Source organism: Cumulibacter soli, from assembly GCF_004382795.1.
GTDB classification, from domain to species: Bacteria; Actinomycetota; Actinomycetes; order Mycobacteriales; family Antricoccaceae; genus Cumulibacter; species Cumulibacter soli.
In genome coordinates, this window is record NZ_SMSG01000005.1 from 351,029 (window position 1) to 376,082 (window position 25,054).

Here is a 25,054-nt window from a genome sequence, read left to right on the forward strand (position 1 = left end):
GCGCACCCGCGCAACGCGACCCGAGAGGATAGGCAGCGTGTTTCTTCGACCTCACCTCGCGCGCGAGCTGCCGTTTGCAGCCGCCACCGATGACCTGGCTGCGGCCGTGCGGGAGAGCCGAGTCGCCGTGGTCGAAGCGCCCCCGGGCACCGGCAAGACCACCCTTGCACCGCCGATTCTCGCCGACATCGTGAGCGGGCGGGTCGTGGTGACGCAACCGCGCCGGATCGCCGTCCGCGCCGCGGCACGCCGCCTCGCCGCCCTCACGGACACGGCAGTGGGCGAGCAGATCGGCTTCACCGTGCGCGGCGAGCGGGCAGTGGGTCCACAGACGCGAATAGAAATGGTCACTCCGGGCGTGCTGCTGCGGCGGCTACTGGCCGATCCGGAACTGAGCGGCGTCGGCGCGGTCATCCTCGACGAAGTGCACGAACGCGGTCTGGATACGGACTTGCTCGTCGGTGTGCTTCAGGAGGTTCGACAACTTCGCGAGGATCTGGTTCTCGTGCTGATGTCCGCGACCGCAGACGTCGCGGGACTTGCCGAACTCATCGGCGAAGGCCACCGGGCGCCGGTCATTGGGGTCGACGCCGAAACTCATCCGCTCACCGAGCGGTGGGCGCCGCCGGACTCGCATCCGCTCGACTCGCGCGGCGTGCGACCGGAGTTCCTCGAACACGTCGCGCAGACCACGCGGCGTGCGCTGCGGGAGAACCCCGAAGGTGACGCGCTGGTGTTTCTGCCTGGCGTGCGTGAAGTACGCCGGGTTGCCGAGGCGCTCACCGGTTCGGTGGAGGCCGAAGTTCTCCAACTACACGGACAAATCAAGGCCCGTGAGCAGGACCGTGCGGTAGGTGAGCGACGGGCGCTGGCGAAACGCCGCGTGGTCGTGTCGACCGCGCTCGCCGAATCGTCTTTGACGGTAGACGGCGTACGCATCGTGGTGGACGCCGGACTGTCGCGCGAACCCCGCCGGGACGCCGTCCGCGCGATGTCCGGGCTCATCACCGTCCGCTGCGCGCGGTCATCTGCGGACCAGCGCGCAGGTCGCGCCGCACGTCAGGGGCCGGGCGTCGTCTGGCGCTGTTACGACGAGGCAACGTACGCCACATTGCGGGCGCAGGTCACCCCGGAGGTCGCGAGTGCTGATCTCACTTCCGCGCTGCTTTCCTTGGCGCGCTGGGGATCTCCGCGCGGGGAAGGACTCGCGTTGCCGACCCCATTGCCACCCGCAGCGGTGGCCTATGGCGAGGCGGTGCTGCGTTCGCTGGAAGCCGTGGATGCCGAGGGGCGAATTACCGAACGTGGCGATCGGCTAGCCGGATTGCCCCTGTCGCCGCGTTGGGGGCGCGCGTTGCTCGACGGTGCTCCGCTGGTCGGATCTCGCCGCGCTGCTGAAGTTGTCGCGTGCGCTGAACTGGATCTCGTGCGCGCCGAACCGGACCTACTGAAAACAATTACGGCATTACGCCGTGGGGCACCGGATGCGCAGCGCTGGGAGCGCGAAGTGGGTCGGCTGCAGCGACTGGTCCGGGCCGAACCGGACAACGACACCGGCGCCGGAATCGTTATCGCCCTCGCGTACCCGGAACGGATCGCTCGTCGTGTGGGCGACACCTACCTCTTCGCGTCGGGAACGCGCGCGGCCGCGCCCGCTGAGCTGGCGGGCCACGAATGGCTCGCCGTCGCGGACGTTGCTCGAGTAGCAGGCGCACAGGGCCAAGGAACCGGCGCCTCAATTCGCGCAGCCGCGCCCATCGATCGTGACACCGCGCTGGTGATCGGCGCGTTCACCGAGGAAGTCCGCGGCTCTTTGACCGGTGGTCGACTGTTGGCCAGGCGGGTGCAGGCGATCGGCGCGATTGAACTATCGGCCACGCCGATTCCCGCTGCTGCGCTGGGTGCGGCGGCCGTTGAGGACGTCGTACGCCGCGAAGGCCTCGAGGTGATCGGCTGGTCCGAGCAAGCCGACGCTCTGCGCCGCAGACTCGCGATGCTGCACCGTCACCTCGGCGAACCGTGGCCAGACGTCAGCGATGAGGCGCTGCTGGGTCGCCTGGATACGTGGCTCACCAGCGATCTGGCGAGCGCAGCCGACACCGGCCGGCTCACCTCAATTGATCTGCTGGAGCCGTTGCGGCGCCTCTTGCCCTGGCCGGAGGCGAGCAGCCTGGAGGAGTTGGTACCCCAGCGACTGCAGGTGCCGAGCGGAACGCGCGTACGTCTCGACTATCCGCGCGTCGGTGCCGACGGCCCCGCGGTGTGCGCCGTCCGGCTGCAGGAGATATTTGGCCTCACTGAGTCACCGTCGATCCTTGGCGGTCGGGTGCGATTGCAGTTCCACCTGCTTTCGCCGGCGCGTCGCCCGGTGGCGATTACCGATGACCTGGCGAGTTTCTGGGCGGGTCCATACGCGCAGGTACGCGCCGAGATGCGCGGCCGCTACCCGAAGCATGCGTGGCCTGAGGACCCGCTGAGTGCGCCCGCCGTACGCCGTGGGCGGTGAGCGCATGTCCATTCCCCGCGGTACGTGCTAACTTGACACGCACGTCAACTTTTGGGAGAGGTTCATGGAGTTCACCGCCGAGCACAACGCGTTCCGCGAGATGGTCCGTAGCTTTGTCGACAAGGAGCTCACCCCGCACGTCGATGAGTGGGAGAAGGCCGAAATCTTCCCGGCGCACGAGGTGTTCAAGAAGGCCGGAGATCTCGGCATCCTCGGGATCGAGTACGACCCGGCGTACGGCGGCATGGGCCAGGACCACCTCTACACGATGATCGCTGTCGAGGAGATCGGACGGATGCCCTGCGGCGGCGTACCGATGGCGTTCGGCGTTCAGATGATGATGGCTACCCCGTCGCTGCACAAGCACGGATCGCCTGAACTGAAGGAGAAGTACCTGCGCCCGGCCATTGCCGGCGACATGGTCACCTCCATCGCGGTCACCGAACCGGACGCCGGTTCGGACGTCGCCGCGATCCGCACGCGCGCGGTGAAGGACGGCGACGACTGGGTTATTAATGGCTCGAAGGTCTTCATCACCAGCGGCACGCAGTCGGACTGGCTGTGTCTGTTGGCGCGGACGTCGGACGAAGGCGGCTACCGCGGTATGTCGCAGATCATCGTGGAGCGCAATGCCCCCGGGCTCGAGGTTGCGAAGAAGCTCGAGAAGTACGGTATGCACTCCTCAGATACCGCTCTACTGACCTTCGACGACGTGCGCGTGCCTATCTCGAACACGATCGGCGTGGAGGGTCGAGGCTTCCAGCAGCAGATGGAGCAGTTCGTCGTCGAGCGGATGTTCGCCTCGTACGGCAAGGCCGAGTCGATGCAGCGTGCGCTGGACAAGACCGCGGAGTACCTCAAGCAGCGGATCGTGAAGGGTCGCCCCCTGATCGCCAGCGACTATGTCGCGTACAAACTGGCGGACCTGTCGGCACAGGTTGATGTCTTCCGGGCTCATGCGAATGCCATGGCAGAGAAGTTCAACCGTGGCGAGGACACGACTCGTGAGGCCACGATTTCGAAGCTCATCGGCGCGCGGCTGGCTCGAGACGTAGGTGACTGGTGTCTGCAGTTCCACGGCGGGATGGGCTACATGGAAGACTTCTGGGTCGCCCGGTACGTCCGCGACACGCGCCTAGGTTCGATCGGTGGCGGTAGCGACGAGACGATGCTGCAGGTGTTGGCGAGAATTGACGGCTTCACGCCGTGACCGTGTCGATGGTGGAACGGATCGGTGCCGCGGCGACCGATCCGTTCACCGTCGAGGCCTAGTCTTCGCGCTATGGACTTCGGGGCTCTAGTCTTCGAGAGCGGACTGCATCGTCGCGTACGAGTCGACCAAGCCATCCATGAAGTCCCGCACCACCTCGCGGGCCGGCTTGGCTTGGTTGAGTAGGCCGACGACCTGCCCCACGAAGTACGAATCCAGTTCCTGAGCGCCGGGGACGCCTTTCTCCGCCGCGGCGCGGATCCGCCGCCACGCTTCATTTACCAAGATGCCCTGCTGCGGCATGGGCAGTGGGTCAGGATTAGCGGCGTCCGACCACGCCTCGTGGTACGCCGTGACCAATTGGCGTGCGGGCTTGCCGGTGCGTGCCCGCGATCGTTCGGTGTCCGAGGACGTCGCCGCCAGGAACTTCTGCTTCACCACCGCATCAGTTTCGGCTTCATCGGTAGTCAGCCACACCGACCCTGTCCACGCACCCGCAGCACCAAGTGCCAGGGCCGCGGCCAACTGGCGCCCGGTCGCGATACCGCCGGCCGCGAGCACCGGAGTCGGGCTCACCGCATCAACCACTTCCGGCGTGAGCACCATCGAGGCGATCTCACCGGTATGTCCGCCGGCCTCGTACCCCTGCGCGACGATCAGATCGACACCGCGTTCCTGTTGCTTGAGCGCGTGTTCGACCTTCCCGGTCAGTGCCGCAACCGGTACGCCGTGCTGCTTGCCGCCGTCGATCATGTCCTGCGGTGGTACGCCGAGCGCATTGGCAATGAGCTTGATCGGGTGCGCGAAGGCGACCTCGAGCGCGGCGCTGACTTCGGATGGTGCAACGCTGGGCATCGACGCGCTCAGCGTGTACTCGTCGGACTCATCGATGACGCCGTGTGAGCGCAACATGTCTTGTACGAAGGCGATGTGCTGCGGCGGCACCATAGCCAGCAACTCGTCGGGCGTCTCATCGGTGAACGAGAGTTTCGCCGGCGCGAGAAGGTCGACGCCGTATGGTTTGCCGCCGGTGTGCTCGTCGAGCCACCGTAGTTCCAGTTCGAGTTGGTCTGGCGTGAACGCGGTCGCGCCGAGGACGCCGATCCCGCCCGCGTTCGTCACCGCGGCAACCACGTCCCTGCAGTGGCTAAAAGCCGCCAACGGTACGTCGATGCCAAACATCTCGGTCATCGCTGTCTTCATCCGAAACACCCCTACGTACGTAGCTCCTGGTTCGGCACATCCTTACGCAGCAGTGGCGCCACGCACAATAGCGCTCACGCCGAGCGGCCCAATCTGTCTCCGCGCGCGATCGCTCGAAGACCCGGGAGGATTCGCTCTTTGCGCCGCGCTAGCCGCGCGTTATGGTCTAGGCCACACCCAACGCTTCACACCGACTCCAGGAGTTGCGATATGGACAATGGCATCGGCCGCTGGAACTACAAGCAGGCTTACAACAACCCGAAGCGTACGGCGCTCGTGTATGGCGAGCGTCGCATCACGTACGGCGAGTTGAATGAGCGCACCAATCGGCTCGCGGATGCGCTCGCGCGGCGCGGTGTGGAGCGCGGCGATCGGGTGTGCATCCTGTCGACGAACTCTGCCGAATTCCTGGAAACGATGTTCGCGGTGGCGAAACTCGGTGCCGTGTTCGTACCGATAAACTTTCGCCTCGCCGGCCCTGAAGTCGCTTACGTACTGGGCAATGCCCGCCCGAAGGTGTTCTGCTACAGCGGCAATCTAGCCGCCACCGTTGATGCCGCTCTCGCGCAGGACGGCGTTGGGCAGTTGCAGCTGATCGCCATGGAGACCGCGGACGTCCCTGACGGCCGCGAAGCGTTCGAGGACGTCCTCGCCAGCGGTTCGCCCGAGCGGGTCGAACGAGACGTCGACCGTGGCGATCTCGCGATGATCATGTACACCTCGGGCACCACCGGCCGCCCGAAGGGCGCGATGTTGACCCACCACAACATCGAATCGAACAACTACAACATTCTGTCGATGGGACTCGGCGTCAACAGTTACGACATCACGTGTACGCCGGCGCCGTTGTTCCACATCGGCGGCCTCGCGGTGCATACGCTGCCGCTGCTGTTCATTGGCGGCACGGTCGTCGTGCTACCGACCTTCGATCCCGCCGGAACCCTGCAGGCGATGCAGGACCACAAGGTCACGGTGCAGTTCCTGGTGCCGGCGATGTGGGCCGCGCTCACTCAGGTGCCGAACTTCGATTCGTATGACACGTCGGCGATGCGTTTTGGTATTTCCGGCGGCGCACCATGTCCGATCCCGGTGATTGAGTTCTTCCAGAGCAAGGGATGGGCATTCACCGAGGGATTCGGCATGACCGAAACCTGCGCAGGATGTACCGGCCTGGCGATGGAGGACGTCGTCGAGCGCGCCGGTTCGGTCGGCGTACCGGTGCTGCTGGTGGACGCGAAAGTCGTCGATGAGGTCGGCGAGCAGGTGCCCGCCGAGGCGGTCGGAGAACTCATCGTGCGCGGCGACAACGTCTTTATCGGGTACTGGGAGATGCCGGACGCCACCGCCGACGCGATCCGCGACGGCTGGTTCCATACCGGAGACTTGGCGAAGGTCAGCGAGGACGGATTCATCACCCTCGTCGATCGTAAGAAGGACATGATCATCTCCGGTGGCGAGAACGTGTACCCGATCGAGGTCGAGCAGGTGCTATATCGACATCCCGCGATCGTCGATGTGGCGGTGATCGGCGTACCGCACGAGAAGTGGGGAGAGACGGTGAAGGCAATCGTCGTCCCCGCAGCGGATGCGTCGATCAGTGAGGCCGAGGTGATCGCGTTCGCCCGTGAGAATCTCGCCGCGTTCAAGTGCCCCACATCGATGGAGACCATCGATGAGTTGCCGCGCAACGCGACGGGCAAGATCCTCAAACGCGCGTTGCGTGAGCAGTACACCGGTCGTGGCGAGGCCGTCACCCGGTGATACTCCGATCGCGTTTCGCGACCGGTGGGCTGCGCCGACCGATGCCCGAGCGCCCTGGCCATAGCGGGCGTGGTCTGGCCGGGAGGAGCGTGGTCCGATCAGGTGCTCGCCGGACCTCCGCCGCCGCCTCGAGGTTCTCCCGCAGCGCGTGGCTGGGGAGATGCGCTTCTGATCCGGAAGATGCGCCGACTGGGCGACGCGGGTGCGGCGCGGGGTCGCGACGAGGGCGCGGCCCGAGAGATGTGAGCGCGGCCGGGACACGTCCGCGATATCTGACTAAGGGAGAAAACCAGTGACCACCTTCGCCGACCTCCTCACCCAACAGGCGGCCGAACGCGGCACCCGAGTATTTCTGCGCGCCGACTCGGCCGCGGGCCCGATGACCCCGATGACGTACGCCGAGGTCGAGCAGCGTTCGCGTTCGATCGGTGCCGGTCTACAGCGATTGGGGCTCAGCCGCGGCGACCGCATCGCGATCGCCGCGCCGAATGAGCTCGAATGGCTCGAATTGTTCTACGGCGCGGTGCGTTCCGGGCTGGTCGTGGTCACGCTCAATACCCGGTACCGCGAGTCCGAACTGGCGTACATGCTGAATCAGTCGGCTGCAAAGGTCGTCGTTTCCAGCGCGCGTCTTGGCGACTTTGACTATGAGGCGCTGTATGCGCAGTTAGCCGACCGACTCCCGACCGTGAACCACTACTTCTTCCTCGGTGGCTCAACTGAAGGACGGCGCTTCGCTGATTTGTATGCCGATCCCTCCGATTTCGACGCACCGCAGCTTTCCGCTGATGATCCGGCCGTGATCCTGTACACCTCGGGCACCACCGGCCGTCCGAAGGGCGCGACGCTGACGCACAAGTCAATGATCGCTTCCGGACAGGCACAGCGTGACCACACTGACTTCGGTCCTGAGAATGTCCAGATCTCCTGTATGCCGCTGAACCACGTCGGCGGTATCACCTGCGCCGTTACCACCTGCCTGATCGGCGGGGGTGAGTGCGTGATGCTTCCGGCGTACTCGCCAGAGGGTGCACTTGAAGCGATCAGTAACTATGGCGGTACGAACTTCGGCGGCGTACCGACGATGTGGAAGTTGATGATCGATCACCCGTCGTTCTCCTCGTACGACACGAGCACGATGAGCGAGGCCATCATTGGTGGTTCGAATGCCGAGCCGACGTTGTGTCGGGAGATTACCGAGGCATTTCCGGGAGTGCGGTTGAGCAACCTCTACGGGCTTTCGGAGTCCTCGGGCGCGGCAGTCCTATCGGCCGCCGATGACACCGTCGATGAGGTGTCGACGTATATCGGTGTAGCAATTGGTGGAGTCGAGGCCCGGGTAGTGGACGCGAGCGGCGAGCCGCTCGGGGAAGATGCCGAAGGCGAGCTTCAACTGCGGTGCGATGGTGTGGCAGCGGGCTACTGGGACATGCCTGAGGAGACGGCAGCGACGTTCCTGGCGGATGGCTGGCTGTCGACCGGTGACATGGCCAGCATCACCGAGGACGGACACATCGCGCTGCGCGGCCGGCTGAAGGAGATGTTTGTTCAGGGCGGATACAACGTCTACCCCGTTGAGGTGGAGAACCTACTAACCAGTCATCCCGCGGTCGCGATGGCCGCTGGAATCGGCATTGCGGACGATGTACTCGGCGAAGTCGGGCGCTATTTCATCCTCAAGCAGGGCGAGGTGAGTCCAGAGGAGCTGATCGACTTCTGCGCGCAACGTCTGGCGAACTACAAGGTTCCGCGGGAGATCGTGTTCGTGGACGAGATGCCGACGACGCCGTCCGGCAAGATCGCCAAGGCGCAACTTCGCGAGCGCGGATAACGCACCCCCCAGGCGCCCTGAACAGAGTTGCGAGGCTCTCGCAAGTCGCATTCTGTGGCTTTCGCGTCGCGGGGACAGATCGGGCGGGTTCGTCCTTGTCGCCGACGCACGGTGCGTCACGAGGTCTCGCAAATAACGCAGCGAAATCGGCTAGGCATCGAACTCACGGCGATGCCTAACCAGTTTCGCTGCGTTATTTGCGGGTTCCGACATCGTCGAACGCGGGTAGAAGCCACGGTGATTCGCACCCCGGCTGGACCGGGGCCGATTCGTATCCGGATGGCCCGGCCGATTCGCACCCCGGCTGGCCACGGGCCGATTCGTTCGATTTCTGCCGATTCCACGCATCGCCGTGTAGTGGAGCGATGTCGTGTAGTTGTATGGGTGTGAAGCGATCGAGGTAAGGGGCACTATGGAAACGACGGCAGATCCGAGCACGACGGATTTCTTCTCCAGCGGCGTGGACATCGCTGAGGGGGAGTGGGCGGGCTGGACGACGCATCCCGGAGGGGATCCATTCGAGGACCACACCGGGCCGTTCTACCACCGGGTCGTCGACGGCGAAGCCGTGTGTGCGTTTCGCGTCGAAAAGAAGCAGCTCAATGGCGGCAACGCGCTGCACGGCGGGTGTTTTATGACGTTCGCTGACTTCAGTCTCTTCGTGATCGGGCGGCCCGCGTTGATCGGACAGCGCGCGGTCACCGCGACGTTCAATTGCGAACTCGTCGGTGCCGCCACGGAGGGACAACTCGTGGAGGCTCGCGGTGAGATCATCAAGGACACCCGCAGCATGGTGTTCATCCGCGGAACGCTCACGGCTGACGGGGAGACGATCATGAGTTACTCCTCGGCGCTGAAAAAGATTGGCGCGCGCAAACCAAACTAGGCACATTCGCCGGCGTCACTAGCCCTCGTCTCCAGGCGATCGATGCCCGGAGGGAACTCAGCGGTCAGGCGGGCGCGGGTCGGCCACCTTCACCGTCCGCGGGTCCCGGCGCAGGTCAGCTGCCGGTGCGAGGTTGCGGACGACTGAAGGACCCGCTTTGGCGCGGCATCAGGTCAGTTGCCGGTGCGAGGGTCGGGGAGTTTCGGGGCAGGCGGTCGCGAGGGTCCACCGAGTTGGATGGTCAACCGCTGCGCCGCATCGACGACCGCTTGCTCAGCGTGGTGCGCTTGCGCGGGCACCTTCTTGCTCGGTATCGACACCCCGATCGCGCCGATCGGGGCTGCGGAGTGATCGAACACCGGCGCGGCAGCCCCCCACACCCCTGGCCAGCGATCGCCGGTACCGCTGGCGAAACCACGCGAGGCGACCCGACGTAACTCGGCAACCAGGCCCCGTCTCGCGGAAAAGTCGAACCCCTTCTTTCCCTGCGTGCTCAGGATCTGTTCGATCTGTTGCGGTGCAAGCCATGCCATGATCGCGTGCCCTGTGGTGGTGTCCAAGGCCGCGTAATTACCGCCCAGCGGCACGTGCGCGCGCACCGGCTTGCTGGGCTCGGCCTGTGCGGCATAGGTCAGCCGACCTTCCTCGTACGCCGCGAACACGACCGTCTCGTCGATTTCAAGCACGAGATCACGCAGTATCCGTTGGGTCAGTTCGCCGAATCCAACCGAGTCTTTGACTGCGCACCCGAGCCGCCACAGCAGCCTCGTCGGTCGCCACTTACGGTCGCCGTCTTGCTCCACATAGCCCTCATCGGCGAGGATCCGCAGTGTGCGCAGCAATGTCGGCGGCGTCAGCGACGTCAGTCCACTGAGCGTTGTCAACGTCGCCGGTGAATTTTCGCTGACGACGCGCAACACCCGCAGTGCCTTGTTGATCGCACCCTCAGCCATGTGTCGTCTGGGGCGCTTCGCTCCGCAACCGATCGCGCAACTCGCGACGGAGCAGCTTGCCGACCTCGGACCGCGGCACCGCGTCGGTGAACACCAGTTCGCGCGGCACCTTGAACCCGGCCAGCCGCTCGCGCAGGAACGCCTGCAGGTCATCCGCGCTCAGCTCTGCCGCGGTCACGACTTTCGCGTGCACCCGTTCACCCCACTCGTCGTCCGGGACGCCGACCACGCACGCGTCGGTCACTAACGGGTGCTCCAGCAGGGCGTGTTCGATCTCTGCCGGATAGATGTTCACGCCTCCGGAGATGATGAGATCTGCCGCGCGATCTCTCAAGAACAAGAACCCGTCGCCGTCAAGATGGCCGATGTCACCGAGCGTCATCAGTCCGGTTCCGGCTGTGAACTCCGACCGGATTTGAAGCACCTGCGGGTCGGCGTTTCATGCGGTCGAAACCGTAGCCCGCAACTTCAGTTAAACCGAAGAAGATTTCACTGAGCGAAAAACTCCGGTGTTCGCGCTGGGTGGATCGAGCGTGGGTAGCCTGGTGGTGCCGGTCCGAGTGAAGGAGAAGGCCCGTGCGGGTCCCGAAGAGCACGTATCGACTGCAACTCTCCAGAGATTTCACGTTGTACGACGCGGCGCGCCAGCTGCCATACCTGGCCGACCTCGGTGTGGACTGGGTCTATCTGTCGCCGATTCTGCAAGCGGCCGCCGGGTCGTCGCACGGTTACGACGTCGTCGATCATGACCGGATTGACAAGTCCCGCGGTGGCGCAGACGGACTGAGTAAGTTTTCCGCAGAGGCGCGGAGACACGGACTCGGCATTCTTGTCGACATCGTGCCCAATCACATGGGGATCGCCAATCCAGCGGAAAACCGTGCCTGGTGGGACGTACTGCGACACGGCCGAGAATCGGCGTACGCCGACTGGTTCGACATCGATTGGGACGCCGCGGCGCGTGTCCGTATCCCCATCGTGGGCGAGCATGACGTGCTGCCCGGGGGCGAGATCGCGAACCTGAGCGTGACCGCCGGAGAGCTGCGTTATCACGACCACCGGTTTCCACTCGCCCCCGGAACTGAGGATGAGGTAGATCCGCAGGCGGCGCATTCGCGTCAGAACTACGAACTGGTCGACTGGCGCCGCGCCGACCGTGAACTCACGTACCGCCGCTTCTTCGGTATTAACAGTCTCGCTGGGCTGCGCGTTGAGGACCCGCGGGTCTTCGCTGCCACCCACCGCGAGATCGCCCGGTGGTTCGCCGAGGGCCTCGTCGACGGTGTGCGGGTCGACCACCCGGACGGGCTCCGCGACCCAGCCGACTACCTGACGCGGTTACGGGAACTGACCGGCGGCGCCTACGTCGTCGTGGAAAAGATCCTGGAACCCGCGGAGAGTCTGCCGCGGTGGGACTGTGCGGGGACGACCGGCTACGACTCGCTCGGCATGATCGACCGCGTACTGGTCGACCCTGCCGGCGAACGACCGTTGACTGACCTCGCGGACCACCTCGCCGGCGCGCCGGTCGACTGGTCAGAACTGATCCACAGCACCAAACGCGCGATCGCGGATGGCACGCTCGCCGCCGAGGTCGAGCGGCTGGCGCGTGAGATGCCAGTTGTAGAAACCCCGAGGCACCGTGTGGTGGATGCGCTCGCTGAGTTACTCGCCAGCTTCGGCGTCTACCGCACGTATCTACCCGTCGGTTCTGAGCACCTCGACGGTGCGGTCGGTGCCGCGAAACGACGCCGTGCTGATCTGAGCGCCGCGATCGATGAGATCGCCGAGACGCTCGCAGATCCGCAGCAGCCGGCGGCCGCGCGATTCCAGCAGACCAGCGGCATGGTGATGGCCAAAGGCGTTGAAGATACGGCGTTCTATCGCTTTTCACGGCTCAGCAGCCTGAACGAAGTGGGCGGCGACCCGAGCGTCTTCTGTATGAGCGCGGCGGAATTTCACACCGCCATGGCGCACCGGTTGAGCGATTGGCCGCACACGATGAATGCGCTGACCACGCACGACACGAAGCGAGGAGAAGACACCAGGGCGCGGATCAACGCTATCTCCGAGCATGCAGCCGACTGGGCCCGGTTGGTGGCCACACTTTCGCCGCTGGCCCCCGGGCGCGACCGTAGCTTAGGCAACCTCGTCAACCAAGCGATCATCGGCGCCTGGCCCGCCGGCGCCGAGCGGCTTGGGGCATACGCCATCAAGGCAGCGCGCGAAGCGGCCACGATCACCACGTGGACCGACAATGATGAGCGGTACGAGCGCGCGATTCAGCGGTATATCGACGCACTAACCTCACCGGTGCCGATGGTTGCGATCAACGAAATCGTTCAACTGCTGGAAAGTTCGCGGTATGCGAATGCGCTTGGCGCGAAGCTGCTCAACCTCATGATCCCCGGCGTACCCGACGTATATCAGGGAACTGAATGCGTTCACATGAGCCTGGTTGACCCGGATAATCGCCGACCGATCGACTGGGAGTCGCTGCATGAACTTCGCCGGCGCGCCGAGCATCCGCTGCGCGGTGGCGAGGACCTGGACGTCGCCAAGGTGCGGCTGGTGGGCGAAGCATTGCGATTGCGGCGCGACAGGCCGGAACTGATCTCGACATATCAACCACTCGAGGCCGTCGGAGACGCGGCCGAGCATCTGCTGGCCTTTGACCGCGGTGGAGTTATCGTCGTTATTACTCGATTCCCGGCCAGACTCGTAGCCAACGGAGGCTGGGGGAACACCCGACTGACCCTGCCCGGCGGTCGCTGGAGCGATGCGCTCACCGCGGTGCGCAGACCCGGTGGGATCTGCGAGATCGGCGACATATTAGCGAAACTGCCCGTGGCTCTGCTGGTGAGGACGTCTGATGCGTGAGTACTGGGTATGGGCGCCGAATGCCGGACAGGTGCGCCTTGCGGTCGGCGACCAGATCTACGACATGACTGTCGATACCGGCGGTTGGTGGGGTGCGAGCGCGCCGGACGGGGATTACGGATTCCTGCTCGACGACGACCCGACGGTACTTCCGGACCCGCGTAGCCGATGCCAGCCGGACGGCGTCCACGGCCGATCACGGTCTTTGGTCGCGACGAATTGGACGGATCACCAATGGCGCGGCGCACGCGTTGAAGGCGGAGTGATCTACGAACTCCACATCGGCACATTTACGCCCGAGGGAACTCTGGATGCTGCGGCCGACCGGCTGGATCATCTGCGTTCTATCGGCGTCACGCACGTCGAACTGATGCCCGTCAACGCGTTCAACGGCGTCCATAACTGGGGCTACGACGGTGTCTGCTGGTACGCCGTCCACGAGGAGTACGGCGGACCGGCTGCGTATCAGCGATTCGTCGATGCCTGCCACGCGCAGGGGCTAGCGGTCGTCCAGGACGTCGTCTACAACCACTTCGGGCCGAGCGGTAACTACCTGCCGCGGTTCGGTCCCTACCTCAGCAGCGAGGGGCGATCGTCCTGGGGAGAACATGTCAACCTCGCCGAGTCCGAAGTCCGCCGCTACATCCTCGACAACGTAGCGTTCTGGGTCGAAGAGATGCACGTGGACGCGCTACGCCTGGACGCCGTCCACGCCCTGGTCGATGAACCCCCGCACAAGATCCTGGCGGAGATGAGCCAACTGGTCGACGAGATTGAGACCCGCACCGGCCGCGCGATAGAACTGATCGCCGAATCTGACCTCAACGATCCGGCGATGATCACACCACGACCGGTCGGGCTGGGCATCGACGCGCAATGGAGCGATGACTTCCATCATGCGCTGCACGTTGCGCTGACACGCGAGACCGACGGTTACTACGCCGATTTCGCGGGAATCGAGGCGATGCGGAAGGTCCTGGCCGGAGGATTCTTCCACGATGGCACGTACTCGTCATTCCGGGGTAGGGACCACGGGGCCCCGATTGATCCGGCCACGACCGGAGCCTGGCGACTCGTCGTGAGCGCTCAGAACCATGATCAGATCGGCAATCGTGCCCGCGGCGACCGGATAACCGAGAAACTCGATGAATCCGAACTACTGATCGCTGCGCTCATGCTGTACGCCGGGCCGTTCACCCCGATGCTCTTTATGGGCGAGGAATGGGCCGCATCGTCACCGTTCCAGTACTTCACGTCGCACCCCGAGGCCGACCTCGGTGCGGCGGTCGCGCGGGGACGAATCAGCGAGTTCGCACGCATGGGCTGGGACCACGATTTGGTTCCTAACCCACAAGATCCGCAGACGTTCCAGCGCTCGAAACTTGACTGGTCGGAATGCGGGTTTCGGGGCACGGCGCATCGCGAATTGGCCCAGGGGGCGCGGCACCGCCGGGTGCTCAATGCCTACCGTGAGCTGGCCGAGCTCCGCGCGGAACTGCCGTCGCTGCGCTCGCGCGAGTTCGCCCGCGACGCGTGGTGCGACCCGGAGCAGAATCGACTGCGATTCACCCGCGCGGAGGGTGCCGAGTCTGCCGAGGTGCTGGTCAATTTCGGCGTAACGGAATGGCGCGTTGAGGTGGCCGGTCGCCGTACTCGGTTCGCGACACATCCCGACACGCGAGAGTTGGCCGACACCATCGTCTTGCCCCCGCGCGCGGGGGCATTGCTTCTCTAGCTGCCACGGGTCGCCCGACCTGTACGAGACCAGCGCGCCCGGCGTCTTCGCGGTGGGCGATGTCCGTGCGCAGTCCGTCAAGCGGGTGGCCTCTGCGGTCGGCGAGGGTTCGGTCGCGGTGCAGTTCGTTCACCAGGTGCTGCGTAGCTGATTGCTCTCGACTCGCCGACCGGAGCGCTAGTCTGCTCTGCAGATAGATGAGCCGAGTTAAGGGTGTTGGAATGAGCGGACCGCTGGACGGCGTACGAATTCTCGACCTAACCCACGTGGTGATGGGACCGTACGCGACCCAACTGATGGCCGATCAGGGTGCCGACGTGATCATGATCGAGAGCCCCACCGGACTCGACGCGAATCGTGTTCTGGGCGGAGGACCGCACGAACAACTCGCCGGAATGGCGCTGAATATTCTGCGCAACAAGCGATCGGTTGCCCTGGATCTGAAAAGCGACGAAGGGCGCGCCGCGATGCGGAAGCTCATCGCGACCGCGGACGTCCTGCTGGCTGCGCTGCGACCCTCCGCTCTCGAACGGCTCGGATTGGACTACGAGTCCGTGCGCGCCATCAAACCCGACCTGATCTATTGCCAGGCTCAGGGATTCCCGATGGACTCGGAGCAGCGGGACGCCGCGGCGTACGACGATGTCATCCAGGCGGCGTCCGGCATGACCTCGTTAACTCAACGTGCGTTCGGTAAGCGGTCCTTGGTGCCGACCGTTGTCGCTGACAAGGTGTCGGGGGTGAAGATCGCTCAGGCCGTCTCAGCGGCGCTGTTCCAGCGCGAACGCACCGGTCAGGGAACACACATTGAGGTCGCGATGACCCGCGCCACCACCGCATTCCTATTGGTTGAACACGCGACGCTTGGCATCACTGAACCGCCGATGGGCGACTGGGGCTATCAGCGGATCCTGATGCCGGCCCGCGAGCCGCACAAAACTAGCGACGGCTACCTGCACGTGCTGCCGTACACCCCGAAGAACTATGACGATCTGTTTGGCACGGTCGACTGGCCCGAGTTGCGGGACCGTTCGCGCTATGAGACGCACGCCGCGATGTCGACGAACGGCGACACGCTGTACCCGGACATCAGTCGAGTGCTGGCCACTCGTACAACAGCCGAATGGACGCAGTTCTGCACCGAACACTCAATCCCGGCTGCTGAGGTCCGGGCGATGGAAGACCTCATCGCCGAGTTCCCGATCGAGCAGCACCCGGTTGTCGGCGGGTACCGGGTAATCGAGTCCGGCGCCCGATTCAACGGCGAGCGCACCGTCGTACGCCGGCACGCGCCGCTGCTTGGCGAACATACCGAGGAAATCCTCGGTTCGCTGGAATAGCGTGGTCGCACGCTCGGCGGCTTCTAACCAGCGAGAAATGTTTGCATCCAACGCGGACTGAACCTCAAGATTGCGCAACCGGTTGGGACCTGGACCCAGCCTCGCCGCGGAGGAGAATCCCGATGATGCGCACGTTGCGGACCGTTGCCACAGTGAGTGGAGCTCTGCTGGTCGTGGGGTGCGGTGCGCCGCCTGAGAAAAACTCATCGGCGTCCGAGGCAGCCGAGTACGGCACGACGATCGACTTGGCGGACGATTTCGACTCCGAGGGCCACTTCAACTGGGGATACGCTGCGGCGCCGTCAAACTGGGACCCGTCGCAAAGCGCGAGCGGTGGTGACGGAAACTTCTATGAACCGGTCTACGACCGGTTGTTGTCCTATCAAGCCGACGGCACCATCGTCGGGATGCTGGCCACGGACTTTGAGGCGTCTGAAGATGGGCTCACGCTGACCCTTACCTTGCGCGAGGGCCTGGAGTTCAGCGACGGCACCGCATTCGACGCAGATGCGGTGAAGTTCAATCTCGACCGAAATCGCTCGGCCGATAGCCGGCTCGCCGGCGACCTGCATCAGGTCGAATCGGTCGAGGTGGTCGATGAGTACACCCTCGATATCCACGTCACCGGCGCTATCGGTGCGCTCCCCACCGCGTTGAGCAGTCGGGCCGGAATGATGGTCTCGCCCGCGGCAGTCGAGGCCGGGACGCTTGAGTCCGAACCAGTTGGGATCGGTGCGTACCTCACCACCGAATTCGTCCCGGGGGCCAAGGTGGAGTACGTCGTTTCCCCCGACTACTGGGATCCCGAAGCGCAGCGGGTGGCCTCGATGACGTATTACTACATGCCCGATGACCAGACTCGGATCAATGCGCTCAAGTCGGGAGAGATCGATGGCGCGAACATCCGCCCCACGGATTTCGGTCCGTTAGCGGACGCCGGTCTGACTCCGATCGTGCAGGCCAGCGGCCAATATGTGTACATCGCGGTGAATACCTCGAAGGAACCGTTCGGCGACCCTAACGTCCGTAAGGCCATCAATATGGCGATAGATCGCGAGGGGATATCGGAAGGAATCTACGACGGGTACTGCACGCCACAAATCCAGCCATTCGCCGAGTCGGGGCCAGGCTACAGCGAGAAAATCGGTGACGGCCTGGACATCTTCGGGTACGACCCTGCCGAAGCGAAGGACCTCATGGACGCCGCCGGCGTCGACGAGCCGATCGAGATCACCATGATGACACCCAGCGTGACGGTGTACACCAAGATCGCGGAGGTCGTGCAGGCGCAGCTGTCCGAGATAGGAATCTCCGCCAAGATCGATCCGGTGCCGCCGGCCGAACTCGTGCAGAGTTTCGCGCTTGAGCAGACAGCCGAATCGATGGTGAGCATTTCGACCAGCATCAACGATCCCGATGTGGTCAACAGCCGGACGCTGGCACCCGGCGCGCTGTGTAACCCTGGTAAGGCTGAGTATCCCGAACTCATCAAGTGGGGTGACGAAGGAGCGGCGTCCCTGGACGCCGACGAGCGGGCGCCCGCGTACGAGAAATACATGGACGCCTGGGTCGAATCGCCGCCGCATCTGATTCCGATTTGCATGGTGCATGCGGCGTCGGCGTATGCGGCGCACGTGTCGGGCGTGCAGCAGTCGGTCACGGGTGGGCCGAATCTGCGTGGTGTGGCGATTTCCGCCGCGTAGGTGGGCTGAGGCTGGGCGCGTCGAGGTCTGAGGTGGCGACGCAGCGTATCCTCGCTGGGATTAGTTAGCACAGCGAAGGGTAGGACGACGCGATGGCAGGACCACTGGACGGCATCCGCATTCTTGACCTCACCCGGGTGGTGATGGGGCCGTACGCGACGCAGATTCTCGCCGATCAGGGTGCTGACGTGATCATGGTCGAGAGCGCTAAACCCGACACCAACCGCTACATGGGCGGGGGTCCGCACGAGGACCTGTCCGGGGTCGCGCTGAACCTGCTGCGCAACAAGCGGTCGATTGTGCTCGACCTGAAAAGCGATGAGGGCAAGGAAGCAATTCGGGCTCTGGTGCCGACCTGCGATGTAGTCGTCGCGACCATGCGGCCGAAGGCGCTGGAGAAACTGGGTCTGGACTACGACACCTTGCGCGAGCTCAAACCGGATCTCGTCTACTGCCAGGCGCAGGGATTCCCGCTTGCATCAGAGAACCGTGACGCCCCGGCGTACGACGACGTCATCCAGGCCGCAACCGGTGTCGCCGACATCACCGAGGCCGTGTACGGCGAGGGGTACCTGCTGCCGACCATCTTCGCCGACAAGGTTTCGGGACTTCAGATGAGTCAAGCGATCACCGCCGCGCTGCTCAAACGCGAACGTACCGGCGCCGGCTCTCACGTAGAGCTCGCGATGAACAGGGCGACGACGTCCTTCCTACTGGTGGAGCACGGTTCGCTAGGAATCACCGAGCCCCCGATGGGCAAGCCAGGGTACGCCCGGATCATGACTCCGGAGCGCCGTCCGCACCCCACGAAGGACGGCATGATTCACGTGCTGCCGTACACGCCGAACCATTACGACGACATCTTCGGCACGGTCGATTGGCCCGAATTGAAGGATCGAAGCCGCTACGCCAATCCCGGTAAGGCGCTGCTGAACGGGCCGTCGCTGTACGCCGATATCCGCCGCGTCATGGCGACACGCACCAGCGCCGAATGGCTCGAGTTCTGTCGTGAGCGTTCGATTCCATCCACCAATGTGGGGCGTTTGGAGGATCTGGTCGCACAGTTGCCGGTCGTGCAGCACCCGGTCGCCGGGGGATATCGCGTCACGGACACGGGTGCGTACTTCGATGGCGAGGGCGCCGAGCTTCGTCTGCATGCACCGATGCCAGGTGAGCACAATGACGAGATCCTCGGCCCGGTGCAATAACGCCCCGCAAATGCACCATCTGCGGGGGAGTGAGTAACGATAAAGCGCTCGTAGCGTTACTCATTGCCCCGCAGGTCGCCCGGATCGTGGCAGGTCGCTCCCGCAGGTCGCTCGCAAACCCCAGAGGTCGGGTGAAGCTCGTTAGCGAAAGCCGGCGTTCTCGCGAGGCGAGTAATGCTCCTGCAGTCGACCCACCTCAGTGTCGGACAACTGGATCTGCAATGCCGCGATCGCTTCGTCCAACTGCGCCGGCTTCGATGCGCCGATGATCGGGGAATCGACCACCGGGCGCGAGCGCACCCAGGCCAGCGCAATCTGCGCCATCGACACGCCTCGCTCAGCGGCAATATCGGCCACGACCTGGACGATCCGCGCATCGTCATCGCGGTACAGCGTCTTACCGAACTCGTCGGTCTCGGTGCGGTTCGTCGCGGCATCCCATGGTCGGGTCAGCCGGCCGCGCGCCAGCGGGCTCCACGGGATGACACCGACACCCATGTCCAGGCACATCGGATGCATCTCCCGCTCCTCTTCGCGGGCCAACAAGTTGTAGTGGTCCTGCATCGCCATGAACGGCGTCCACCCATTCATCGCGGCGACGTACTGAGCCTTCGCGAACTGCCAGGCGTGCATCGAGGAGGCGCCGAGGTAACGGACCTTGCCAGAGGACACCAGATCGTGCAGCGCCTCCATGGTTTCCTCGATCGGAGTGTGTCGATCCCAGCGGTGAATCTGATACAGATCGATGTAGTCGGTACCCAGGCGCCGAAGCGAGTCCTCGCACTCGGCCATGATCGCCTTGCGTGATAGTCCCGCGCCGTATGGTCCGGGACGCATCCGATTGAACACCTTGGTTGCGATGACGACGTCGTCGCGGCGGGCCATATCGTTCAGCGCGCGCCCGACGATCTCCTCAGACGAGCCAAGCGAGTAGACGTTCGCGGTGTCGAAGAAGGTGATGCCGGCATCGAGCGCCTGTTTGATCATCGGGCGCGACTGTTCTTCCGGCAACGACCAGGAGTGTGTGCCCTGGTTGGGGTCGCCGTAGGTCATGCAGCCCAGCGCGATCTCCGAGACGACTAATCCGCTGTCGCCGATTCGTACGTACTCCATCGTTCTCCTCCCACCGGCGCCGGTTCGGCGCCCACCGCAGTTGAGTCAACCAGCCCGCGAGGAGTACGTCGACCCCTGCGGATCAGTGATATCGACAGCACCCGATGGTTCGAAACACGCCGAGATTGACGTGCCTCTATCCATGGCACCACCCGCGGCGTGTTTCGAACCGAATGCCGAGAACTAGTCGCGCAGTTGGGCCATCACCGGCGCGGTCTTGGCCAGTTCATCCAGCAACGCGGTCGCTGATTCGGTGACGATGTCCGTGGGCGTGAACGTGGTGCGGTCCTCGCTGACATGCTCGGCGACGTTGGGGATCGATACCGTGGCGCTCATCGGGTACATCCGCAGGGTTGTCACGACTTCCTTGAACATCTGCACTGATCGGATACCGGCAGACATTCCGCCGTACGACACGAATCCGACCGGCTTCATGCCCCATTCGTGCCACAGGTAGTCCAGCGCATTCTTCCCGGCCGCAGGCAGACCGTAGTTGTACTCAGGAGTGACGAGTACGTACGCGTCTGAACGCGCGATCCGTTGCGCCCACTGCTTGGTGTGCTCATGCTGGTACTGCTGCATGGCCGGATGGTGCGGCTCGTCCAGCAGCGGCAGTTGAATCTCCGCCAGATCGGCTACCTCGACGTCCAGCCCACCGTGCGCACGGGCAGTCTCGATAAACCAGTCGGCCACTGATTTGCCGACGCGCGTCGGGCGGGTGCTGCAGACGATGACCTGAAGAACAGGATTCGACACGGGGCATTCTCCTCGCTAATCGTTTACTGGCCCGAGACTACTCAAGCGCGATTAAAGCGCAGTGCAGATCAAGATCGTGGCCAGCGCGAGGGTCGCAATCAACTCCACGATGCCGAGGCGCCCAGGTGCGAGTTGACGCCCGCGCATCGGCCACATCATCGGCATAGCCAGCGCCCGCGCGGTCATCGCGGCGAAGTATGCCGCCAGCGCCCAACCCAGCCAGCCCGATACCCAGATTCCGGCAGCCGCCACGCATGCCAGATGCCAGAGCACCGAGGCGACCACATACCCGACACTGCCGCGCTCGCGAATCATTGTCTTGACGTAGAGAACGGTGCCGAAGAAGTATCCGAAGCTGGCCGCGCACACCAGCGCGATGAGGTCGTACGGCGGCGACGACACGCCATCGATGAAGTCGAACAGCCCGTCGGCGTACACCACGGCCGGCATCAGACTGGCGGCCGCGACGGTGGCGAGTCCGGACGGGATTGAGCGGTCATCACGTCGGTACGCGAAGTACAACCCGATCAGCAGGATCGGCGCGAACGGCAGCAGCCAGCTGATAATCGCCGGCTGTAGCGCGAGCGTGATGACGCCTAGAACGGCGGCCGCGCTGACGTAGGCGCGTACCGGCGGTAGGTAACGCGGCCTACGTCGGGATTTCAGCCACAGGGAGGTGGCGAAAAAGGCGAGGTACCCGACGAACCACAGCCCGAACAGCGTGATGTCGGCAATGTCGAACCGGCCATCGATCGCGGTAATGACCAAGCCGACGGCGTACGGCGCAATTAACATCGCCCACGCGCCGTGTTGATTGGGCACCCACCCTGCCGAGCGTTTCGTCGTCGACCGGGTACCGGTGGGTTTAACGGACGACGAACGATCTACAGGTGGGGCGGACATGCCCCTATTGTCGTCCGAGGGTCAAGTGCCGGTGTGGTGGTGGATCAGGAGTCGCGTGCGGCCGAACGCAGTTCGACCTTCCTAATCTTGCCCACTGCCGTTCGCGGCAACTCGTCGATAGCCACGAACGACGAGGGCTGCTTGAACTTCGCCAGCCGTTTGCGACACCACTTCGCCAGCGCCGCTTCGTCGAATGACGCGCCTTCGGCGAGGACGACGTACACCACGATCTGCTCGTCACGCATCTCATCGGGAAGTCCGATCGCGGCGCACTCGAACACCGAGGGGTGCTCGTTCACGACCCGCTCGATCTCGCCCGCGGCCACGTTCTCCCCGGCTCGTTTGATCATGTCCTTGGTGCGATCGACGAAGTAGTAGAACCCGTCCGCGTCGCGGCGTGCGACGTCGCCGGTGCGCAGCCAGCCTTGGGCGAATGTTTGCGCCGTCGCCGTCGGGTTGTGCCAGTATCCGCTCGCGACGCGTTCACCAAGCCGCCCGCCGACTAGGAGTTCCCCTGGCGTTCCGTCCGGGACATCGGCGCCGGTTTCGTCCACGAGGCGCAGTTGCGCTCCTGGCATCGCCTTGCCCATCGACGACCACCGGCGTTCGGCGGAGACGGGGTTCAGTGTCGGCGGTAGAACCGTCTCGGTCATCCCGTACCCGTGGATTAGTCGGGTACTGAATCGCCGCTCGAATTCACGCGCCTGATCATCGGTAATCGACTGGGCGAACATGGTCGTGCGGATCCGAGAATGCTTGTCGTGTCGGCCTTCGGGTTGCGCGAGGATCATCCGTAGCGGCGCGGCGAACAGAGAGGCGAGGGTGGCGCTGTGCCGACGAGCCTGCGCGCCGAATCTGGTCGCGCTGAAGGCCGGCATGATCGCCAGCGAAGCGCCAATAGTCAGCGCGGACATCGTGCAATAGAACTGCGCATTGCCGTGGAATAGCGGCAGCACGATCAGCCACCGATCGTCAACGCCGACGCTGTAGTGCTCCGCGCACGCTCGACCCACCGCGAGGTACGACCCGTTCGTGATCATCACGCCCTTGGGTCGGCTGGTGGTGCCGGAGGTGTAGAGGATCGTGGCCAGGTCGGTGCCGAGCGCCGGTGTGTGGTGCGTCGGCGTTGCGGCGGCTGCCTTGGTGGCAAATGTCGTGCGTGTCAACGAGCGGATGCCCGGCCGAAGAGCTTCGTTCACGGTGTCGTACGCGTCATCGTCGGCGATGCTGGCCGATGCGCCGGAGTCGCGGAGGAAGTGCGTCAACTCCTCGACGGTGGACTGCGGGTTCGTCGGTACCAGGACCGCGCCGATCGCGTTAGCGCCCAGCCATAGGTCCAAAAACTCCGGGCAGTTGCTGAGGTGCACATGCACCCGGTCCCCGCGGTGTATGCCGAGTTCGCGCAGTACGGCGCCCGCGCGCAGTGACCGATTCACCTGAGAGGCGTAGGTGACGGTGGTGACCTTGCCGTCGGCGTCCTCATAGCTGGCGAATGAGCGGGTCGGAAAATGCGACCAACGCTCGAGCAATTGGAACGGTGAGACGGCGTCGGACACGGTTACTCGCTCCCGGGAAGTTCGAAGTCGGCTCCTCAAGACTAATTCGAGAGGGCGACACACCGCCATGAGTGGCGAACGGTCCGCAGCCGCATAGGTCTCGAGCCTGGACGGACGTGGGAGGGCGTCTCAGTCGCCGTCCGCCGCCCGCGACGTCTTGCTCGGGCTCATCGAGTCCGGTGTCGCCTCGTTCGCGCTGATCGAGCCCGCGCTCGTCGAGCCCGCCCTCATCGAATCTGGTCCCGCCGAATCTGGTCCCGTCGAATCTGGGCGCGGTGAATCTGGGCGCGGTGAATCTGGGCGTGGTGAACCTGGGCGTGGTGAACCGAGCCAGGCGAGTCGGCGGGCCAATGGGATGAATACGAGTAGGTCGACAAGCATCATCAAGACTCCGGCGAGACGCTGATCGGCTACCGGCCCGAGGCCCCACGGTGACATGTCTGACGACATCAACGGATAGGGGCTCAGCAATAACGCAAGCCCGAGGATCCCGGACGCGCCTCCGACGAGAAGGACCGTCCGGGACGCGGCCGGACCAGCTCCGGCGGCACACTGGCCTAAGACGGTGCGAAAGAACAGAAGTCCGGTCACCGCGACGCTCGCTACGAGCGCCGCCTGGATCGCCCGGTTCGCCATCATCGACTGGTGTACGGCGGGAACGTGCCAGAAGTACAGCACCGCGACATACGCGATACCCGACGCCGCGATCAGGTGCCCGCTACCTCGCCGGCTCGGGTTTCGATTCAGCGGCGCGCGTGTAGTGAGCGCGAGTAGAGCCGGTGCGAGCACCATCAGCGCCATCAGTTGAGCCATCATCGCCAGGTGCGACGCGATCGCCGAATGCCACGACTGCGGTAACAGCGCCAGTCCGGCGACGACGACTGCGGTTGCCAGCCACCAGACGCGCCACCGCTCGATCTGTTCGAGGTCCCGCGGCCAGGTGGGTATCGAGCGAGCAAACAGCCAACCTCCGAGGACCATCGCTGCTGACAACAACGCGACGGTGACTGCGCCGACGACGTTGGTTGTCGGGTGGGCGCTGTGGCTGGAATCGGCGGGATCAGCAGATCGCCATAGCAGCACGAATCCGGCGGCTAGTCCCGCCGCAGCCGCGAGCTCCAGGACCGCCATCGCGACGAGCCTGCCAAGTCGCTCGCCGACGAGATCATGCACGGTCGCCGGTGGGTTCGGAGCGCCGGGATCCTGCGGCCGAGACGCGCTCACAGCACAGCGCTAGTTACGCTGCGGCCCGTTCCTCCTGGTGGGGCTCCACGGTCGTTGCGTAGTAGTAGGCCAGCCATGCGGACTGATCGGGCAATTCCCTTGCCCGGCGTCGTCCGAAGCGTGCCTTGATCGTTTCGAACAGGTACGCCACTATCAAACAGCACGCCACGAACACCCTCCTCGCTCGAGGTCACAGCAACGACACGAACTGCCACACACCGGCGCCGAGCAACAACAACGCAACCACAGCATAGATCGCGATGATGGCCGCGGACCCGTCCTTGCG

Annotated in this window: 19 protein-coding genes; 10 read left to right on the forward strand and 9 right to left on the reverse strand. The window is 64.4% G+C overall.

Annotated features, from left to right (window positions below; all coding sequences use genetic code 11):
- Nucleotides 1–37 precede the first annotated feature (37 nt).
- Both hrpB and E1H16_RS13045 read left to right on the forward strand, forming a co-directional pair.
- Nucleotides 38–2,506 (forward strand): ATP-dependent helicase HrpB, encoded by a 2,469-nt coding sequence (gene hrpB / locus E1H16_RS13040; RefSeq protein ID WP_208379046.1) that lies wholly within the window; start codon nucleotides 38–40, stop codon nucleotides 2,504–2,506.
- Nucleotides 2,507–2,570: 64 nt separating this feature from the next.
- Entirely contained in the window at nucleotides 2,571–3,716 is a 1,146-nt protein-coding gene (locus E1H16_RS13045; protein ID WP_134324305.1) for an acyl-CoA dehydrogenase family protein, read from the forward strand.
- A gap of 87 nt (nucleotides 3,717–3,803) precedes the next feature.
- Here the strand turns inward: E1H16_RS13045 and E1H16_RS13050 are convergent, their stop codons facing one another.
- Nucleotides 3,804–4,907: a nitronate monooxygenase gene (locus tag E1H16_RS13050; RefSeq protein ID WP_243837850.1), complete on the reverse strand. Its 1,104-nt coding sequence runs from the start codon at nucleotides 4,905–4,907 to the stop codon at nucleotides 3,804–3,806.
- Between the two features lie 222 nt (nucleotides 4,908–5,129).
- Here E1H16_RS13050 and E1H16_RS13055 point away from each other — a divergent pair, with 222 nt between their 5' ends.
- The 3 genes from E1H16_RS13055 (at nucleotide 5,130) to E1H16_RS13065 (ending at nucleotide 9,397) form a co-directional block, all read left to right on the forward strand.
- Entirely contained in the window at nucleotides 5,130–6,680 is a 1,551-nt protein-coding gene (locus E1H16_RS13055) for an acyl-CoA synthetase (protein ID WP_134324307.1), read from the forward strand.
- Nucleotides 6,681–6,972: 292 nt separating this feature from the next.
- Nucleotides 6,973–8,511, forward strand: a complete 1,539-nt coding sequence (locus E1H16_RS13060) for a class I adenylate-forming enzyme family protein (RefSeq protein WP_208379047.1) — start codon at nucleotides 6,973–6,975, stop codon at nucleotides 8,509–8,511.
- Nucleotides 8,512–8,923: 412 nt separating this feature from the next.
- The gene (locus tag E1H16_RS13065) at nucleotides 8,924–9,397 is read left to right on the forward strand and encodes a PaaI family thioesterase (RefSeq protein ID WP_134324308.1); all 474 of its coding nucleotides are present in this window, start codon (nucleotides 8,924–8,926) and stop codon (nucleotides 9,395–9,397) included.
- A gap of 173 nt (nucleotides 9,398–9,570) precedes the next feature.
- On the opposite strand, the gene E1H16_RS13070 is transcribed toward E1H16_RS13065, so the two are convergent.
- The gene (locus E1H16_RS13070) at nucleotides 9,571–10,350 is read right to left on the reverse strand and encodes an IclR family transcriptional regulator (protein WP_134324309.1); all 780 of its coding nucleotides are present in this window, start codon (nucleotides 10,348–10,350) and stop codon (nucleotides 9,571–9,573) included.
- Entirely contained in the window at nucleotides 10,343–10,732 is a 390-nt protein-coding gene (locus tag E1H16_RS13075; RefSeq protein ID WP_134324310.1) for an AMP-binding enzyme, read from the reverse strand. The genes E1H16_RS13070 and E1H16_RS13075 overlap by 8 nt, the downstream gene beginning before the upstream one ends.
- A 194-nt stretch (nucleotides 10,733–10,926) precedes the next feature.
- Here E1H16_RS13075 and treY point away from each other — a divergent pair, with 194 nt between their 5' ends.
- The 5 genes from treY to E1H16_RS13105 all read left to right on the forward strand — a co-directional run bounded on the left by treY (nucleotide 10,927) and on the right by E1H16_RS13105 (nucleotide 19,216).
- Nucleotides 10,927–13,230 (forward strand): malto-oligosyltrehalose synthase, encoded by a 2,304-nt coding sequence (treY, locus tag E1H16_RS13080; protein WP_134324311.1) that lies wholly within the window; start codon nucleotides 10,927–10,929, stop codon nucleotides 13,228–13,230.
- Nucleotides 13,223–14,965: a malto-oligosyltrehalose trehalohydrolase gene (gene treZ, locus E1H16_RS13085; protein WP_134324312.1), complete on the forward strand. Its 1,743-nt coding sequence runs from the start codon at nucleotides 13,223–13,225 to the stop codon at nucleotides 14,963–14,965. The genes treY and treZ overlap by 8 nt, the downstream gene beginning before the upstream one ends.
- A 221-nt stretch (nucleotides 14,966–15,186) precedes the next feature.
- Complete coding sequence (locus tag E1H16_RS13095; RefSeq protein ID WP_166741757.1) at nucleotides 15,187–16,305, forward strand: CaiB/BaiF CoA transferase family protein; 1,119 nt, start codon at nucleotides 15,187–15,189, stop codon at nucleotides 16,303–16,305.
- 122 nt (nucleotides 16,306–16,427) lie between these two features.
- Nucleotides 16,428–18,008, forward strand: a complete 1,581-nt coding sequence (locus E1H16_RS13100) for an ABC transporter substrate-binding protein (RefSeq protein WP_134324315.1) — start codon at nucleotides 16,428–16,430, stop codon at nucleotides 18,006–18,008.
- A gap of 92 nt (nucleotides 18,009–18,100) precedes the next feature.
- The gene (locus E1H16_RS13105) at nucleotides 18,101–19,216 is read left to right on the forward strand and encodes a CaiB/BaiF CoA transferase family protein (RefSeq protein ID WP_134324316.1); all 1,116 of its coding nucleotides are present in this window, start codon (nucleotides 18,101–18,103) and stop codon (nucleotides 19,214–19,216) included.
- Between the two features lie 141 nt (nucleotides 19,217–19,357).
- On the opposite strand, the gene E1H16_RS13110 is transcribed toward E1H16_RS13105, so the two are convergent.
- The 6 genes from E1H16_RS13110 to E1H16_RS18440 form a co-directional block, all read right to left on the reverse strand.
- A complete protein-coding gene (locus E1H16_RS13110; RefSeq protein WP_134324317.1) occupies nucleotides 19,358–20,329 on the reverse strand; it encodes an aldo/keto reductase in 972 nt (323 codons plus the stop codon).
- A 183-nt stretch (nucleotides 20,330–20,512) separates the two neighbouring features.
- Nucleotides 20,513–21,085, reverse strand: a complete 573-nt coding sequence (locus E1H16_RS13115; protein ID WP_134324318.1) for an NADPH-dependent FMN reductase — start codon at nucleotides 21,083–21,085, stop codon at nucleotides 20,513–20,515.
- A 51-nt stretch (nucleotides 21,086–21,136) separates the two neighbouring features.
- A complete protein-coding gene (locus E1H16_RS13120) occupies nucleotides 21,137–21,988 on the reverse strand; it encodes a YwiC-like family protein (protein ID WP_134324319.1) in 852 nt (283 codons plus the stop codon).
- A gap of 44 nt (nucleotides 21,989–22,032) precedes the next feature.
- Complete coding sequence (locus E1H16_RS13125) at nucleotides 22,033–23,544, reverse strand: class I adenylate-forming enzyme family protein (protein WP_166741758.1); 1,512 nt, start codon at nucleotides 23,542–23,544, stop codon at nucleotides 22,033–22,035.
- A 129-nt stretch (nucleotides 23,545–23,673) separates the two neighbouring features.
- The gene (locus E1H16_RS13130; RefSeq protein WP_134324321.1) at nucleotides 23,674–24,768 is read right to left on the reverse strand and encodes a cytochrome c oxidase assembly protein; all 1,095 of its coding nucleotides are present in this window, start codon (nucleotides 24,766–24,768) and stop codon (nucleotides 23,674–23,676) included.
- Between the two features lie 13 nt (nucleotides 24,769–24,781).
- Entirely contained in the window at nucleotides 24,782–24,919 is a 138-nt protein-coding gene (locus E1H16_RS18440) for a hypothetical protein (RefSeq protein WP_166741759.1), read from the reverse strand.
- Nucleotides 24,920–25,054: the final 135 nt, after the last annotated feature.

Bases quoted from the DNA above. Each gene is read 5' to 3' on its own strand.
- E1H16_RS13075 (WP_134324310.1), bottom strand. From the start codon at position 10,732: ATGACGCTCGGTGACATCGGCCATCTTGACGGCGACGGGTTCTTGTTC.
- E1H16_RS13105 (WP_134324316.1), top strand. From the start codon at position 18,101: ATGGCAGGACCACTGGACGGCATCCGCATTCTTGACCTCACCCGGGTG.
- E1H16_RS13110 (WP_134324317.1), bottom strand. From the start codon at position 20,329: ATGGAGTACGTACGAATCGGCGACAGCGGATTAGTCGTCTCGGAGATC.
- treZ (WP_134324312.1), top strand. From the start codon at position 13,223: ATGCGTGAGTACTGGGTATGGGCGCCGAATGCCGGACAGGTGCGCCTT.
- E1H16_RS13045 (WP_134324305.1), top strand. From the start codon at position 2,571: ATGGAGTTCACCGCCGAGCACAACGCGTTCCGCGAGATGGTCCGTAGC.
- E1H16_RS13065 (WP_134324308.1), top strand. From the start codon at position 8,924: ATGGAAACGACGGCAGATCCGAGCACGACGGATTTCTTCTCCAGCGGC.
- E1H16_RS13055 (WP_134324307.1), top strand. From the start codon at position 5,130: ATGGACAATGGCATCGGCCGCTGGAACTACAAGCAGGCTTACAACAAC.
- E1H16_RS13120 (WP_134324319.1), bottom strand. From the start codon at position 21,988: ATGTCCGCCCCACCTGTAGATCGTTCGTCGTCCGTTAAACCCACCGGT.
- E1H16_RS13050 (WP_243837850.1), bottom strand. From the start codon at position 4,907: ATGACCGAGATGTTTGGCATCGACGTACCGTTGGCGGCTTTTAGCCAC.
- E1H16_RS13070 (WP_134324309.1), bottom strand. From the start codon at position 10,350: ATGGCTGAGGGTGCGATCAACAAGGCACTGCGGGTGTTGCGCGTCGTC.
- E1H16_RS13095 (WP_166741757.1), top strand. From the start codon at position 15,187: ATGAGCGGACCGCTGGACGGCGTACGAATTCTCGACCTAACCCACGTG.
- E1H16_RS13100 (WP_134324315.1), top strand. From the start codon at position 16,428: ATGATGCGCACGTTGCGGACCGTTGCCACAGTGAGTGGAGCTCTGCTG.